This window comes from Streptomyces bottropensis ATCC 25435 (assembly GCF_000383595.1).
Classification (GTDB): domain Bacteria; phylum Actinomycetota; class Actinomycetes; order Streptomycetales; family Streptomycetaceae; genus Streptomyces; species Streptomyces bottropensis.
Map to the genome: position 1 here is coordinate 5829340 of NZ_KB911581.1, position 12606 is coordinate 5841945.

14 protein-coding genes are annotated in these 12606 nt (G+C 71.2%); 9 read left to right on the forward strand and 5 right to left on the reverse strand.

Translation table 11 applies throughout. The features are described 5' to 3' along the window. The first annotated feature begins 123 nt into the window (after window positions 1-123). The 4 genes from STRBO_RS0126020 to STRBO_RS0126035 all read left to right on the forward strand — a co-directional run bounded on the left by STRBO_RS0126020 (window position 124) and on the right by STRBO_RS0126035 (window position 4102). The gene (locus STRBO_RS0126020) at window positions 124-492 is read left to right on the forward strand and encodes a hypothetical protein (RefSeq protein ID WP_005483940.1); all 369 of its coding nucleotides are present in this window, start codon (window positions 124-126) and stop codon (window positions 490-492) included. Window positions 493-513: 21 nt separating this feature from the next. Further along, on the forward strand, window positions 514-1197 hold the full coding sequence (locus STRBO_RS0126025; protein WP_005483941.1) for an ABC transporter ATP-binding protein: 684 nt from the start codon (window positions 514-516) through the stop codon (window positions 1195-1197). A gap of 118 nt (window positions 1198-1315) precedes the next feature. Next, window positions 1316-3319: an FtsX-like permease family protein gene (locus STRBO_RS0126030; RefSeq protein ID WP_005483943.1), complete on the forward strand. Its 2004-nt coding sequence runs from the start codon at window positions 1316-1318 to the stop codon at window positions 3317-3319. 81 nt (window positions 3320-3400) lie between these two features. After that, window positions 3401-4102: a response regulator gene (locus STRBO_RS0126035; protein WP_005483944.1), complete on the forward strand. Its 702-nt coding sequence runs from the start codon at window positions 3401-3403 to the stop codon at window positions 4100-4102. A gap of 39 nt (window positions 4103-4141) precedes the next feature. Here STRBO_RS0126035 and STRBO_RS0126040 read toward each other — a convergent pair whose 3' ends face one another. Both STRBO_RS0126040 and STRBO_RS0126045 read right to left on the reverse strand, forming a co-directional pair. After that, on the reverse strand, window positions 4142-4531 hold the full coding sequence (locus STRBO_RS0126040; protein WP_005483945.1) for a PPOX class F420-dependent oxidoreductase: 390 nt from the start codon (window positions 4529-4531) through the stop codon (window positions 4142-4144). A 91-nt stretch (window positions 4532-4622) separates the two neighbouring features. After that, entirely contained in the window at window positions 4623-5258 is a 636-nt protein-coding gene (locus STRBO_RS0126045) for an HAD family acid phosphatase (RefSeq protein ID WP_005483946.1), read from the reverse strand. 288 nt (window positions 5259-5546) lie between these two features. Here STRBO_RS0126045 and STRBO_RS0126050 point away from each other — a divergent pair, with 288 nt between their 5' ends. The 3 genes from STRBO_RS0126050 (at window position 5547) to STRBO_RS0126060 (ending at window position 8398) form a co-directional block, all read left to right on the forward strand. After that, window positions 5547-6386 carry an SAM-dependent methyltransferase gene (locus STRBO_RS0126050; protein WP_005483948.1) on the forward strand — a complete coding sequence of 280 codons (840 nt, stop codon included), beginning with the start codon at window positions 5547-5549 and terminating at the stop codon, window positions 6384-6386. Window positions 6387-6624: 238 nt separating this feature from the next. Beyond that, window positions 6625-6918: a hypothetical protein gene (locus STRBO_RS0126055; RefSeq protein WP_005483950.1), complete on the forward strand. Its 294-nt coding sequence runs from the start codon at window positions 6625-6627 to the stop codon at window positions 6916-6918. Window positions 6919-7018: 100 nt separating this feature from the next. Then, window positions 7019-8398, forward strand: coding sequence for a S1 family peptidase (locus tag STRBO_RS0126060; RefSeq protein WP_028796852.1), 1380 nt, complete (start codon window positions 7019-7021; stop codon window positions 8396-8398). Between the two features lie 58 nt (window positions 8399-8456). On the opposite strand, the gene STRBO_RS43930 is transcribed toward STRBO_RS0126060, so the two are convergent. Further along, window positions 8457-8639 carry a hypothetical protein gene (locus STRBO_RS43930; RefSeq protein ID WP_020115084.1) on the reverse strand — a complete coding sequence of 61 codons (183 nt, stop codon included), beginning with the start codon at window positions 8637-8639 and terminating at the stop codon, window positions 8457-8459. 78 nt (window positions 8640-8717) lie between these two features. Beyond that, a complete protein-coding gene (locus tag STRBO_RS0126070; RefSeq protein ID WP_005483953.1) occupies window positions 8718-9878 on the reverse strand; it encodes an ROK family transcriptional regulator in 1161 nt (386 codons plus the stop codon). 167 nt (window positions 9879-10045) lie between these two features. Here STRBO_RS0126070 and STRBO_RS0126075 point away from each other — a divergent pair, with 167 nt between their 5' ends. After that, window positions 10046-11248 carry a Gfo/Idh/MocA family protein gene (locus STRBO_RS0126075; RefSeq protein WP_005483954.1) on the forward strand — a complete coding sequence of 401 codons (1203 nt, stop codon included), beginning with the start codon at window positions 10046-10048 and terminating at the stop codon, window positions 11246-11248. Between the two features lie 40 nt (window positions 11249-11288). Here the strand turns inward: STRBO_RS0126075 and STRBO_RS0126080 are convergent, their stop codons facing one another. Then, window positions 11289-11984 carry a L,D-transpeptidase family protein gene (locus STRBO_RS0126080; protein WP_005483955.1) on the reverse strand — a complete coding sequence of 232 codons (696 nt, stop codon included), beginning with the start codon at window positions 11982-11984 and terminating at the stop codon, window positions 11289-11291. A gap of 134 nt (window positions 11985-12118) precedes the next feature. Between STRBO_RS0126080 and STRBO_RS0126085 the strand changes: the two genes are divergently transcribed. Continuing rightward, window positions 12119-12604, forward strand: a complete 486-nt coding sequence (locus STRBO_RS0126085) for a carboxymuconolactone decarboxylase family protein (RefSeq protein WP_037627549.1) — start codon at window positions 12119-12121, stop codon at window positions 12602-12604. The last annotated feature ends 2 nt before the right edge of the window (window positions 12605-12606 follow it).

A 12606-nucleotide genomic window follows, 5' to 3' on the forward strand; every position in this document is an offset into this window, starting at 1 on the left:
CGAACGGCTGAGCGAACGCGGTCGGCGGGCCGGGAAGCCTGGCCGTTCGGCCGAGGCGGACGCCACCGCCGCCGGGAGAGGTTGGGTGCCGCAACCCCACCCCCTTCCCACCGGGAGCACCTCATGACACGCCGCCCCCTCGTCATCACCGGCGCCGCCGTGGCGGCCGTGGCCGTCGGCGGCGGAGCCCTCACCTACGCGCTGAGCGGTACGGAGTCCACCACCGGCCTCGACCGGTTCAGCAGCGTGACCGTGGACGGGCAGAAGGCGCTCAAGGGAGGCCTCGTCGCCGGCCGCACCGCGTCCAAGTACAGCCCGCTGCCCTGGATCGGCGGCGCGACCTCGGACCTGACGTGCCCCGACCTCAAGGCGGTGGCCGGCACCAAGGTGACCTGCACCGCGAGGGACGGCGACGGCAGGGACCTCGCCATACCGGTCACCGTCGTCAAGGCCGACGCCTCCAGCGTCACCTGGAAGTTCGAGCGCAAGTAGAGAAGGGCCGTACCGCACCTCATGAACACCGTCCTGGCCGGCAACGGCCTCATCAAGAAGTACGGCTCCACCACCGCCCTGGCAGGGGTGGACGTGGCGGTCGCCGAGCGCGAGTCCCTCGCCATCATGGGTCCGTCCGGCTCCGGCAAGTCGACCCTCCTGCACACCCTCGCCGGGATCGTCCGGCCCGACGGCGGCCAGGTGCTGCTGCGCGGTGAACGCATCGACCACTGGGGGGAGAACAAGCTCAGCGCGCTGCGCCGCAAGCGGTTCGGATTCGTCTTCCAGTTCGGCCAGTTGCTGCCCGAACTGCCCGCCGAGGAGAACGTCGCCCTGCCCCTGATGCTGGAGGGCGTGCCCCGCCGCCAGGCCGTGCGGCAGGCCCGCAGGTGGTTCGCCCCGCTGGGCCTCGCGGGCCTGGAGCACCGCCGCCCCGGCCAGCTCTCCGGCGGGCAGGCCCAGCGGGTCGCCATCGCCCGCGCCCTCGCCGTGGAACCCGACGTGGTCTTCGCCGACGAGCCGACCGGTGCCCTCGACCAGTCCACCGGTGAGGAGGTCATCCGCCTCCTCACCTCGGTCACCCGCGAGCAGGGCGCCTGTCTCGTCATGGTCACCCACGACGCGGAGGTCGCCGCCCACTGCGACCGCGTCCTGCAGGTGCGGGACGGCCGGGTGAGCGGCTACAGCCAGTACACGGTGACGTGAGCGCCACCGACACCCATGGGGACGCGGGGACCCGCGCGACCGGCCGCACACGCGTCACGTCCCCTCTCCGACCGATCCCGCCCAGCTCTCAGGCACACCACTCACCGGAGACCAGAACATGCGCTCCCCCGTCCTGCCCCTCACCTGGCACCTGACCCGCTCCTCCGGCAGGTGCGGTCTGCAGAGCCACCTCCTCTCCGCCGCCGCGGCGGCGACCGGAGCCCTGGTCCTGCTGACCCTCCTCGCCGCCTACCTGGGCGCCGGCGCCCGGGCCGACCGCACGGCCTGGCGCACCCCCGACGCCGTACCGGCGCGACAGGCCACCGCCGTCCAGACGCTCGGCACGACGTACGTCGACCACCGTCCTGTCACCGTCGTCTCCCTGGCCCAGCTCCCCCACCGGCCCCGGACCCCCGCACCGCCCGGCCTGGAACGGTTCCCCGCCGCCGGCCACACCTACCTGTCCCCCGCCCTGGTGGAGCTGATGCGCGAGCTGCCCGCCGGGCGACTCGCGGACCGCTTCCCCACCGGGGCAGGCCAAGGCACCATCGGCGAGGCCGGTCTCGCCTCCCCCGAGGAACTCGTCGCGGTCGTCGGCCGCGCTCCCACCGACCCCGCGATCACCCACGCGGCACGGGGCAACGCCCTGGACACCCTCTCCGCCCGCGCCCGCGTGGACGGCTTCGAGGGGACCCGGCCCAGCCTGTTCACCGCCTTCGACCAGCAGGCCTCCGTGCTCGGCGGCGCCCTCCTCGTCGTCCCCGTGATCGTGCTGGCCTCGGCCGCCGGACGCCTCGGCGCCGCCCGCCGGGAGCAGCGCCTGGCCGCCCTGCGCCTGGCCGGGGCGACCCCTCGGCAGATCCTGGCGATGACCGGCGTCGAGTCGGCGGCGGTGGGCCTGGCCGGCGGTGTCCTCGGCGCTGTCGCGTACACCCTGCTGCTGCCGGTCCTCGCGCGGGTGCCGTACGGCATCGGCACCTGGTACACCGGACAGCTGTGGGTCGGCCTGCCCCTGCTGCTCACGGTGGTGGGGCTCGTGGCCGTGCTGACCTCCGTCAGCGCCATGACGACGCTGCGCGGGGTGGCCCGCTCCCCGCTGGGCGTCGCCCAGCAGGCCGATCCGCGCCGGACGAAACTGATCCGGCTGGTGCTGTTCGTCGCCGTCGGGCTGTACGTGGCGGTGAGCGCCCACGGCGGCGGGCTGAGCACCGGCCGGACGCTCGCGCTGGTGGTCCTGGTGTACGGGGCCTTCTGGGCCCTCGGCCCCTGGGTCGTCGACATGCTGGGCCGGCTGCTGAGCCGCTTCGCGCGCCGCCCGGCCACGCTGCTGGCCGCGCGCCGGCTCAGTGACGATCCGCGCGCTGCCTGGCGCACGGTCAGCGGTCTGGTCCTGGCGGGTCTCGTCGCCGGGTTCTTCACCGTCGGTCAGGTCGGTCTCGTGGGGTACGACTATCCGGGGCAGGTGGCGGTCCGCGCGGAGCACGGAAGGACCGCCGAACTCGCGGCACGGGCGAAGGAGTTGCTCGCGGACGCCGAGGTGCGGGCGCGGGTGGGGACCCCGGACCCGGGCACCTGGGACGGGCTGCTGGGAGGCGACGAGGGCCTCGTGGTCCACGTGCGCGGCGGTCAGGATCAACTGGACACCGCCTCGACCGCGCTGTCCGCCCTCTCCCCCGGGAACCTTCCGTTCACCCAGGACCACGTCAACGCCGAGGGGGACACCGTGACCCGGCTCATCGGCCGGGTGGGCCTCGCGGTCCTGGCCCTGGGGTTCCTGGTGGCCGCCGCCTCCGCCGGACTCACCGCGGCGGCCACGGTGCTCGACCGGCGCCGGGTGTACGGCCTGCTGCGGCTGGCCGGTACGCCGCTGAAGGTACTGGACCGCGCCCGGATGCGGGAGACCGCGCTGCCCCTGGTGGTCCTCGCCGGTGGCACGACGGCGACCGGGATCTACGCCGGGCTGAAGGTCGACGAGATGTTCCACCTGGAGCCGGACGCGTCGGGAGCCGTGCGTCTCGCCCTGTGTGTCGCCCTCGGCACGCTCACCATGTTCGCGGCACTCGCCGGGAGCAGGCCGCTGCTGCGGAAGGTCACGGAGGAACGGGACCAGGACCCCGGCTGACACCCCGCGTCACCCCGTCGGTCCGTCCCGCTCCCCGCTCCCCCCGCCAGATCTCCTTCACCGCTCAGGCATGATGCGCCCATGAACGACCGCAGCCCGATCCGGGTCCTGATCGCCGACGACCAGGACATGGTCCGCACCGGCTTCCGTTTCTTCCTCGACGCACAGCCGGACATCACCGTGGTCGCCGAGGCCGCCGACGGCGAGACGGCCGTACGGCTGGCCCGTGAGCTGCGGCCCGACGTGTGTCTGCTGGACATCCGTATGCCGAGGCTGGACGGTCTGGAGGCGACCCGGATGCTGGCCGGTCCGGGTGTCGCCGATCCGCTGCGGGTGGTCGTGGTGACGACGTTCGACCTCGACGAGTACGTCTACGGGGCGTTGCGCGGCGGTGCCTGCGGCTTCCTGCTGAAGGATTCCGGGCCCACCCTGCTGGCCGAGGCCGTCCGGGCTGCGGCGGTGGGCGATGCGCTGGTGTCGCCGTCGGTGACGGTCCGGCTGCTCAAGCACGTCACGCAGGAGAGGGCGGGGACAGCGGAGAAGGGCGCCGCGCCCGGTTCCGGGGCCCCGCCCGCCCAGGAGCCGTTGACCGACCGGGAGCTGGACGTCGTGCGCCTGGTCGCCCTGGGGCACACCAACGCCGAGATCGCCGCCTCGATGTTCGTCTCCCTCTCCACGGTCAAGACCCACCTCGGCAGCATCCAGCTGAAGCTCGCCGCCCGGAACCGGGTGGAGATCGCGGCGTGGGCGTGGCGGACGGGGCACGCGGGCGACCGCGGGTGACGTCCGCCCGCCCTGAAAGTCCGCGGCGGCCCGGGAGACCTACGGCGTGAGGGTGACGCGGATGCCGACCGTGCCCTCGGCGCCCCGGCGGAGCCGGCTGCCCAGCAGGGTGAGTCGGCCGAGGACGCCGTACTTGCGGGCGATGAGCCCGCGGTAGGCGGCGGAGCCGGCCGCGTCCAGGATCTCGGCGCGCGCGGGTACGGTGCCGCCGGTGGGGTTGCCGCGCACGTCGCAGGGGCCGACCAGGACGTCGGCACGGTTGCGGACGCGCTTGACCTTCCAGGAGTCCGCGACCGTCCAGACACCGAGCGCGTCCCCGTCCCGCACCACCCATACCGGCGTGGGGACGGTGGTGCCGTTCTTGCGGTAGGTGGTGAGCAGCAGGTACTTGCCCGCGCCGAGCGCGTCGAGCGAGGTGTCGTCGGCCATGGCGCGAGTCTAGAGCCCTCCTGAGGGGCCCAGGCATACGGCCGCCGGCGGGAACCGGCGGCCGTACCCAGGAACGAACGGTGGGGCGGGGTCAGTCGAGCAGCCCGTCGTAGTCGGGCAGCTTGTACGTCCGCTCGGCGTGGCCGCCGACGAGGTCGGTGGTGTTGTTGCCGACGTTGGCGATGATCGTGTAGCCGTCGGACTCGATGTCCGCGCGCGAGGCGGTCTTGTAGGCGGAGACCTCGGCGAACAGGTCGGGCAGGTCACGGACGTAGAGACCGTCGACCGGGTAACCGACGTTCTTCAGGTTCCACTTGGTGACGCTCTCGATGATGCCCGGCCGGGCGGTGACGAAGAAGACGGCGACCCCGCGGGACTTGGCGTACTTGGCCAGCGCCAGGGAGGGCTTCAGCGCCGGGGTCGGCAGCTGGTACCAGGGCGTGTAGTGCGTCTCCAGCGTCGTGTTGTCGATGTCGAAGACGATGGCGAGCTTCTGCCCCGAGGAGTTCGCGGTGCGCTGCTGGACGTAGGGCGTGGCCGTGTCGACGACGGCCTTCACGTCCGTCTGCCAGGTCGCGTAGGGCACCTCGGCGGCCGTCGCCGCGGCGACCTCGGTCCCGCTCTGCGCCGCGACCGCCGGCACCGCCGCGGCCACCGAACCGCCCAGACCCAGTACGGCCACCGCGGCGACCGTGGTGATGCGGCGTCCCACACCGCTTCCTGTCATCTTCGTCCCCTTTTTCTCATGTCAGAGCGGCGAGGTCGATGAAACCCCCGCCGCACTGGTCATGGTCATGCCCATTGGTGGCCGGGAGACTACCTAAGAGTTACTGATAAGTAGAGGGGTCGCGACGACCCTTGTTCGGCGGCCCTCGCGCGAAGCCGGGCGGCGCCGGGCGGAACCCGTCCGGTCCGGCCGCCGAGAAGATCGCCGAAGTCTCGGCAAAGGCCAACCGACAGGTCTACATTGCCGGTTGGATGAAGCACCTTCACAGAAGATCCAGGAGTCGACTCCGTGACGGACAACCCGGCAGCCCCGGACTTCCCCTCTTCCTCGCTGAACCGCCGCATCGTCACCACGCGGCCCGCCGCGGCACGGATCTGGAACTACTGGCTCGGCGGCGGCGACTACTACGAGGTCGACCGGAAGGCCGGGGACGAGATACGCCGGCTGTATCCGAGCATCGGCGACTACGCCCGCGCGGACCGGCAGTTCCTGGGGCGGGCCGTCCGTCATCTGGCCGCCGAGGTGGGCATCCGGCAGTTCCTGGACATCGGCGCCGGGCTGCCGACCGCGGAGAACACCCACGAGGTCGCCCAGCACATCGCGCCGGACTCCCGGATCGTCTACGTCGACAACGACCCGCTGGTCCTGGTGCACGCGCGCGCCCTGCTGACGAGCGCTCCCGAAGGCCGCACGGACCACGTCGACGAGGACCTGCGCAATGTCGACTCGGTCCTCGCCCACGCGGCCCGCACCCTGGACCTGACCCGGCCGGTCGCGCTGCTGCTGCTCGACGTGCTGGCCTTCATCCGCGACGACGAGGACCCGTACGGCATCGTGCGTCACCTGCTGCGGGCCCTGCCTTCCGGCAGTCATCTGGTGCTCTCCCACACCATCACCAGCCCGGAGTGGCCCGATGTGGACATCGCGGCCGCCTGGTGGAACGAGCACGGCATCCCGCCGCTGACCCAGCGCACCCCGGAGAAGATCGCCCGGTTCTTCGACGGCCTCGACCTGCTGGAGCCCGGCATCGTCTCGTGCACACGCTGGCGACCGGAGGCCACCGGCGATCCTGATGGCGGGGAACCCGCGGTCGTGCCCATGTACTGCGGCGTGGGAGGCAAGCCTTGACGGGAACGGACATGGTCCGGCTCCCACTGGACGTCAGCCGCGTCGACCTGGCACGTTTCCAGCCGTAGGTCGACAGGTGCCGCACCTGCCGACATCCGGCTGACGACCCTCCGGCGAACTCGGCGACACCCCACGGCACCGCCGGACGCTGTACGAACTCACCAAGGAGTGCTCGGCGGACATCCCGGGGCGCGGCCCCTTCTTCGCGTACGACGAGTACCACCGGCTCCGCTTCGAGGTGCCCGCCCACGATCCGCGCGGGGTCGTCCTCGCCCTGGACTCCCTCGACGGCGACCGGTGGATCGGCAGGGCGGCCACCTCGGACCGGCGGCGGTCCGGGTTCGTGTTCAACGAGATGACCGGGGTGCGCGCCCTCCACCGGGGCCGTGGGATCTCGGTGGCCATGAAGACCTTCGGCATCGGCTTCGCCGGGGTCCGCGGTGTGAGCACCGTCCGTACGGTGCACCACCCGGCCGACGCGCGCGCGATCGCCGTGAACCGGACGCTGGGATACGTCGACGCGGACCGGTGAACATGTGCCGACCCCCGCACGTAGAAGAGGAGGGCGCTCAAGGACCGGACGCCCTGGCGGTGTTGACACCGTGTCGGACGGGGTTCGGGAGAGCCAGGCGATGAGGCACGCACGACGACGAGTCGTGAAGCGGGTGGCGCGGCTGACGGCCGCCGGTGGACTGATCTGCGGAGCCCTGATGGTCACGCAGGCGGCGATGGCGACCGAACCCACCACCTCCCCGCCCGCGACCCGAAGCGCGGTGCTGGCCGCCTCCGGCACCGGGAACGGCCTGGTGCGCGAGCTGGGGTCCGAGCGCACGGCCGGCACCTGGATCGCCGACGACGGCAAGCCGGTCGTCGCGGTCACCGACGACAAGGCCGCCGCCGAGGTCGAGCGGGCGGGCGCCCGGCCCAAGATGGTCGAGTTCAGCGGCGAGGACCTGCGGTCCGCCGCGAGGACGCTGCGCTCCGCGCCCCGGGTGGCGGGCACCTCCTGGGCAGTCGACCCCGCCTCCAACGAGGTCGTGGTGCGCGCCGACAGCACCGTGTCCAAGAAGGACTGGTCGAGCCTGACCGATCTCGCCGAGACGATCGGCGGGTCCGTGCGGATGGAGCGCGTCGAGGGCACGTACACGATGCGCCTGAACGGTGCCCAGCCCATCTTCGGCACGGGCGGGCGCTGCTCGATCGGCTTCAACGTGACCGACGGCGACAGGGACTACATGCTCACCGCCGGGCACTGCGGTCCGGCCGGTTCGGTCTGGTTCTCGGACAACGAGGGCCGGCAGGAGATCGGCCGGACGACCGAGACCAACTTCCCCGGGTCCGACTACTCGCTCGTCCAGTACCTCCAGGACGCGCCGAGCAACAAGACGAACATCGTCTCGGTCGGTGACGGGCGCGGGGTGCGCATCACCTCCGTCGGTGAGGCGGCGGTCGGCCAGCGGGTCTTCCGCAGCGGCAGTACCAGCGGCTTCCGCAACGGCGAGGTGACCGGCCTCGACGCCACGGTCAACTACCCCGAGGGCACCGTCAGCGGTCTCATCGAGACCACGGTCTGCGCCGAGCCGGGCGACAGCGGTGGCCCGCTATTCTCGGAGGGGGTGGCCCTGGGGGTGACCTCCGGCGGCAACGGCGACTGCGAGAAGGGCGGTACGACGTTCTTCCAGCCGCTGTCCGACACGCTCGACGATCTCGGCGTGCGGCTGACCGGTCTGCCCCAGTCCGCCGCCCAGCCCACCGCGGCGGCCGACGGCTCCTCCGGCGACGACTCCCAGGGAGCCGCCGCTCCCGGCGGGGCCGAGCCGGGGTCCGTGGAACCCGTCGAGTCCATCGGCGCGGCCTCCGACCTCCTGGACCGCCTCGTCGACCCGCGCAACGTCGGGCCCGGCCTGCTGGTCATCGCCGGCAGCATGGTCGCCCTGGCGGCCACCCGCTTCATCCGCACGGAACAGGACCGGCAGGCGTACCGCCGCCAGTACTCGGGGAGTTGGAGTTAGGGCCCAGGGGCCGACGCCCCCGGTGATCCGCGCCCCGGCGAGGGGCGCGGCCGACGGACTACGAAGCGGCGGCCCATTCGAGGACAAGACGCTCGTACTCGCTCCGCTGCTCCCTGTTCAACGTCCCGCCGCTCCGGAACCAGAGCGCCCGGATCTCCTCGTTGACCTCGGCGGCCGTTCGCGCCGGTACTTCCGCTCTTTCCAGGACGACATCAGGGGTAGTGGACATGGTGTAAACCATATGTCCTCGAACGTGAAGCCGACGTGAGTAAAGATCCCACTTCGGACATTACGGACCGTGAAGCTGATCACTCTGCGTTTACGGCTCCACCGTTCCGAGTACGAGGACCTGAATGGCCAGCACTGCGGCCCCCCGTGCCCAGTCGTGGAAGTCGGACACCTTCGTCTCCAGCGGGACGGGTGCGGCCAGCGGATGCCGGTGCGCGCGGACGGCCTCGTCCACCGCCTCTCCCGCCACCTCCATCAGCCCCACCCCCTCCCCCGCGAGCAGGATCCTCTGCGGCATCACGAAGTTGGCGATCTGGGCCAGCAGCGTGCCCAGCGCCCGCCCCGCCTCCCCGACGACCCGCGCGCACATCGGCTCGCCGTCGGCCGCGCCGGCCAGGATCTCCTCGTACGTCACCTCGCGCCCCGTCGCCGCCCGCACCTGGTAGCGGATGCTGGGGATGCTCAGCAGGGAGACGGCGCTGCCGCGCCTGCCGTCGGGAGTGAGGGGTCCCGCGGGGTCCACGATCCAGTGGCGGCCGAATCCCCGGTCCTCCTCGGCGTGCGCCACCCGCCTGCCGCCCAGGACGAGGCCGTAGCCGATGCCCGCGCCGATGGTGAGGACGACGAAACGGTCGAGGCCGCGCCCCGCGCCGAACCAGGTCTCGGCCTCGACGAGGGCGGCGACGTCGTTCTCGACGACGACCGGCAACCCGGTGCGCTCCTCGACGAGTTCGGCCAGCGGGACGTCACGCCACGACAGAAAGGGCGACTCCCCGACCACCGCGCGGCGCCGGACGAAGCCGCCGACCCCGATGCCGATGCCGGCGAGCGCGGGATGGGTACGGGCGAGTTCGGCGGCCATGCCGGCGAGGAGGTCGGCGACCCGCTCCGGGTCATGGGTGGTGAGGGGGCGGTCGAGACGGGTGACGATCTCGCCGCGGAGCGTGGTGACGACGCCGTACACCATGTCGTCGGTGATCTTGAAGCCCAGGAAGGCGCAGGACTCGGCGACGATGTCCAGCGGCTGTGAGGGGCGCCCCTGACGGACTTCGGGGAGCGCGGCGCCCTCGGCGGACTCCACCAACAGTCCCGATTCGATCAGCGGCTTGGTCAGCCGGGTGAGGCTTCCGGCGGAGAGGCCGAGCCGCCGGGCCAGTTCCGTGCGCGAGAGCGGACCGTGCACGAGCACCTCGATCGCCACCGCGCGTTCCCCGGGACTGAGCGGCAGCCAACTGGCGGCGAGTGCGGTCATGAGGGTCAGACTCCCACATCAGATTTCTTCCGTCGCGGAAACAATCTATCCGAAGCAGCCCACCCAGACGGCCACAAAATGGTGCCCGGCAACCTCTTGACGCCACAATTCTTTCGTGGCGAAAGTAAGTAGGCAGTGACTCTCCAGCAGAGAAGGACATTCCTCACATGACGTTCTCCCTCGGCGTCGTCGGCGCCGGCCAGTTCTCCGGCCAGTTCGCCACGCTGTTCCAGGCCCACCCCGGCGTCGGCGACGTCTACGTCACGGACCTGCTGCCCGAACGGGCCGAGGAGCTCGTGGCCGCGCAGGGCCTGGCCGGCACCTTCCCCTCCTACGAGGCGATGCTGGAGTCGCCCGCGGTCGACGCGGTCGCCGTCTTCACCCAGCGCTGGACGCACGGGCCGCTGGTCCTCAAGGGGCTGGCGGCGGGCAAGCACGTCTACTCGGCCGTGCCCATGGCGATCACCACCGACGAGATCGCGGCGATCATCGACGCGGTCCGGGAGACCGGGCTGACGTACATGATGGGCGAGACGAGCCAGTACAACCCGGCGACCGTGCACGCCCGCAACCAGATCGCGGAAGGGGCGTTCGGGCGGATCTTCTACGCCGAGGGCGACTACGTCCACGACATGGACCTGGGGTTCTACGAGGCCTACCGGTACAGCGGCGGCGAGGACTGGAAGCGGACCGCCAGCTATCCCCCGCTGCTCTACCCGACGCACTCGGTGGGCGGCGTGCTGGGCGCCTGGCAGACGCACGCGGTGAGCGTGTCGGCGATCGGGGTCGTGGACGGGCGCGGGGACGGGGTGTTCGACAAGGAGGTCAGCCAGTTCGGCAACGACTTCTCCAACGCGACCGCCCTGTTCGAGGTGGCGGGCGGAGGTTCGTTCCGGACCAACGAGTTCCGGCGGGTCGGTTACCCCTCGCAGATCCGGGAGTCGCGGTTCCGGTTCTTCGGCACGGAGGCCAGCATGGAGCAGCTCGCCACGGTGGCGTTCTGGCAGGACAAGAAGGGGGTGACGGACATCAGCGAGCTGCTGGAGCCCAAGCAGACGCTGTCTCCCGACGATCCCTCCCTCCAGCACATCGCGCCGGACCTGCGGGCCGCCTTCACCTCCGGTTCGGCGCCGGTGCACGACCGGTCGCGGCTGCCGCGGGAGTTCGACGAGCTGCACAACGGGCACGAGGGCAGCCACCACTTCCTGGTGGACGACTTCGTGACCGCCGTCACCACCCGGACCCTGCCGTCGGTCAACGCCTGGGTGGCCGCCCGCTACACCCTGCCGGGCATCGTCGCGCACGAGTCCGCGCGGCAGGGCGGGGTCAGGCTGGAGATCCCGGACTTCGGGGACGCCCCCGGGGCGTGACGTCCCGCCCCGGCCGACGGGCCGGGCTCCTGGTTGCCTGTCAGGTGCCCGGCTTGCGGCCGTACACGTAGACGTCGTCGCCCTTCTTCAGCAGCGACCAGTACTTCTTGGCGTCGGTCTTGGTCATGTTGGTGCAGCCGTGGGAGCCCGGCGGGTTCCACATGCTGACGCCGACGGAGTGGAAGGCCTGACCGCCGTCGAAGAACTGGGCGTAGGGCATGGGCACGTGGTAGATGGAAGAGACGTGGTCGATGTTCCGCCAGTAGATCTTCTTCAGACCGGTGCGGGTCTCGTAGCCGTCGCGGCCCGTGCGGACCGGGACGGGCCCGTAGACGAGCTTGCCGCCGTCCTGGATCCAGCTCAGCTGGAGGGTCAGGTTCACACAGGCGATACGGCCCTTGTTCGTCGGGCACTTGCCCGCCGCGTTGGGGTTCTTGCCCACGGCCTTCTGCTTGTTCATCAGGTCCATCACGCCCCAGGTGACGGAGCCCGCGTAGCCGAGGTTCGGCGAGATGCCGTGCTTGGTCTGGAAGGCCCTGATGGCCTCGCAGTCGGCGGTGGACTGCTTGCCGTCGACCGGCCGGCCGAGGAACTTCTCCACCTGCTTCTGGTACGGACCCTTCGTCGCCGTACAACTCGCCGCCTGCGCGGGCGCGGTGCCCATCGCGAGCGTGAGCGGTGTCAGCAGACCGGTGATCGTGAGTGCGACTGCGCCTCTTCTGCCTATGTCCCCCATGCCGGGCCCTCCCCCTTCATACGTTCTCGCTGCTTCTGCCTGTCCAGACATGCAATCGGCGCCCGCGGTTGTACTTCGGCCCACGTCGAGACGAAACAGTTACACAGCCTGGAATTCGGATATAGAGTTCCCCCATGAGCGACAGTCATTCCCCTTCTCGTGTGGCCCTCAAGAAAATAACTCCCGATGTGTCCAAGGCGATGGGCTCCTTGCACGGTGCCGCCGTTTCCGCGGCCCAGGACGCGAAGGTCGAGCCCGAGATACTCGAACTGATCAGAATTCGCGCGTCGCAGATCAACGGCTGTGCGTTCTGCCTGGACATGCACACCAAGGACGCCCGCGCGCAGGGCGAGACCGAGCAGCGGATCTACGCGCTCAGCGCCTGGCGCGAGACCCCCTTCTTCACCGGACGCGAGCGCGCCGCCCTGGCGTTGACCGAGGCCGTGACCCTCGTCGCCGACGGCCAGGTGCCCGACGACGTCTACGCGGCCGCCGCCGAGGTGTTCGACGAGGAGCAGGTCGCGGCACTGATCTGGGCGGCCACCGTGATCAACGCGTACAACCGGATCGCGATCGCCACGCGTATGGTCCCCGGGGCCTACCAGCCCGTCCAGAAATAACC

Bases quoted from the DNA above. Each gene is read 5' to 3' on its own strand.
- STRBO_RS0126045 (WP_005483946.1), bottom strand. From the start codon at position 5,258: ATGACAGGAAGCGGTGTGGGACGCCGCATCACCACGGTCGCCGCGGTG.
- STRBO_RS0126025 (WP_005483941.1), top strand. From the start codon at position 514: ATGAACACCGTCCTGGCCGGCAACGGCCTCATCAAGAAGTACGGCTCC.
- STRBO_RS0126085 (WP_037627549.1), top strand. From the start codon at position 12,119: ATGAGCGACAGTCATTCCCCTTCTCGTGTGGCCCTCAAGAAAATAACT.
- STRBO_RS0126060 (WP_028796852.1), top strand. From the start codon at position 7,019: ATGAGGCACGCACGACGACGAGTCGTGAAGCGGGTGGCGCGGCTGACG.
- STRBO_RS0126035 (WP_005483944.1), top strand. From the start codon at position 3,401: ATGAACGACCGCAGCCCGATCCGGGTCCTGATCGCCGACGACCAGGAC.
- STRBO_RS0126030 (WP_005483943.1), top strand. From the start codon at position 1,316: ATGCGCTCCCCCGTCCTGCCCCTCACCTGGCACCTGACCCGCTCCTCC.
- STRBO_RS0126040 (WP_005483945.1), bottom strand. From the start codon at position 4,531: ATGGCCGACGACACCTCGCTCGACGCGCTCGGCGCGGGCAAGTACCTG.
- STRBO_RS0126070 (WP_005483953.1), bottom strand. From the start codon at position 9,878: ATGACCGCACTCGCCGCCAGTTGGCTGCCGCTCAGTCCCGGGGAACGC.
- STRBO_RS0126075 (WP_005483954.1), top strand. From the start codon at position 10,046: ATGACGTTCTCCCTCGGCGTCGTCGGCGCCGGCCAGTTCTCCGGCCAG.
- STRBO_RS43930 (WP_020115084.1), bottom strand. From the start codon at position 8,639: ATGGTTTACACCATGTCCACTACCCCTGATGTCGTCCTGGAAAGAGCG.
- STRBO_RS0126020 (WP_005483940.1), top strand. From the start codon at position 124: ATGACACGCCGCCCCCTCGTCATCACCGGCGCCGCCGTGGCGGCCGTG.
- STRBO_RS0126080 (WP_005483955.1), bottom strand. From the start codon at position 11,984: ATGGGGGACATAGGCAGAAGAGGCGCAGTCGCACTCACGATCACCGGT.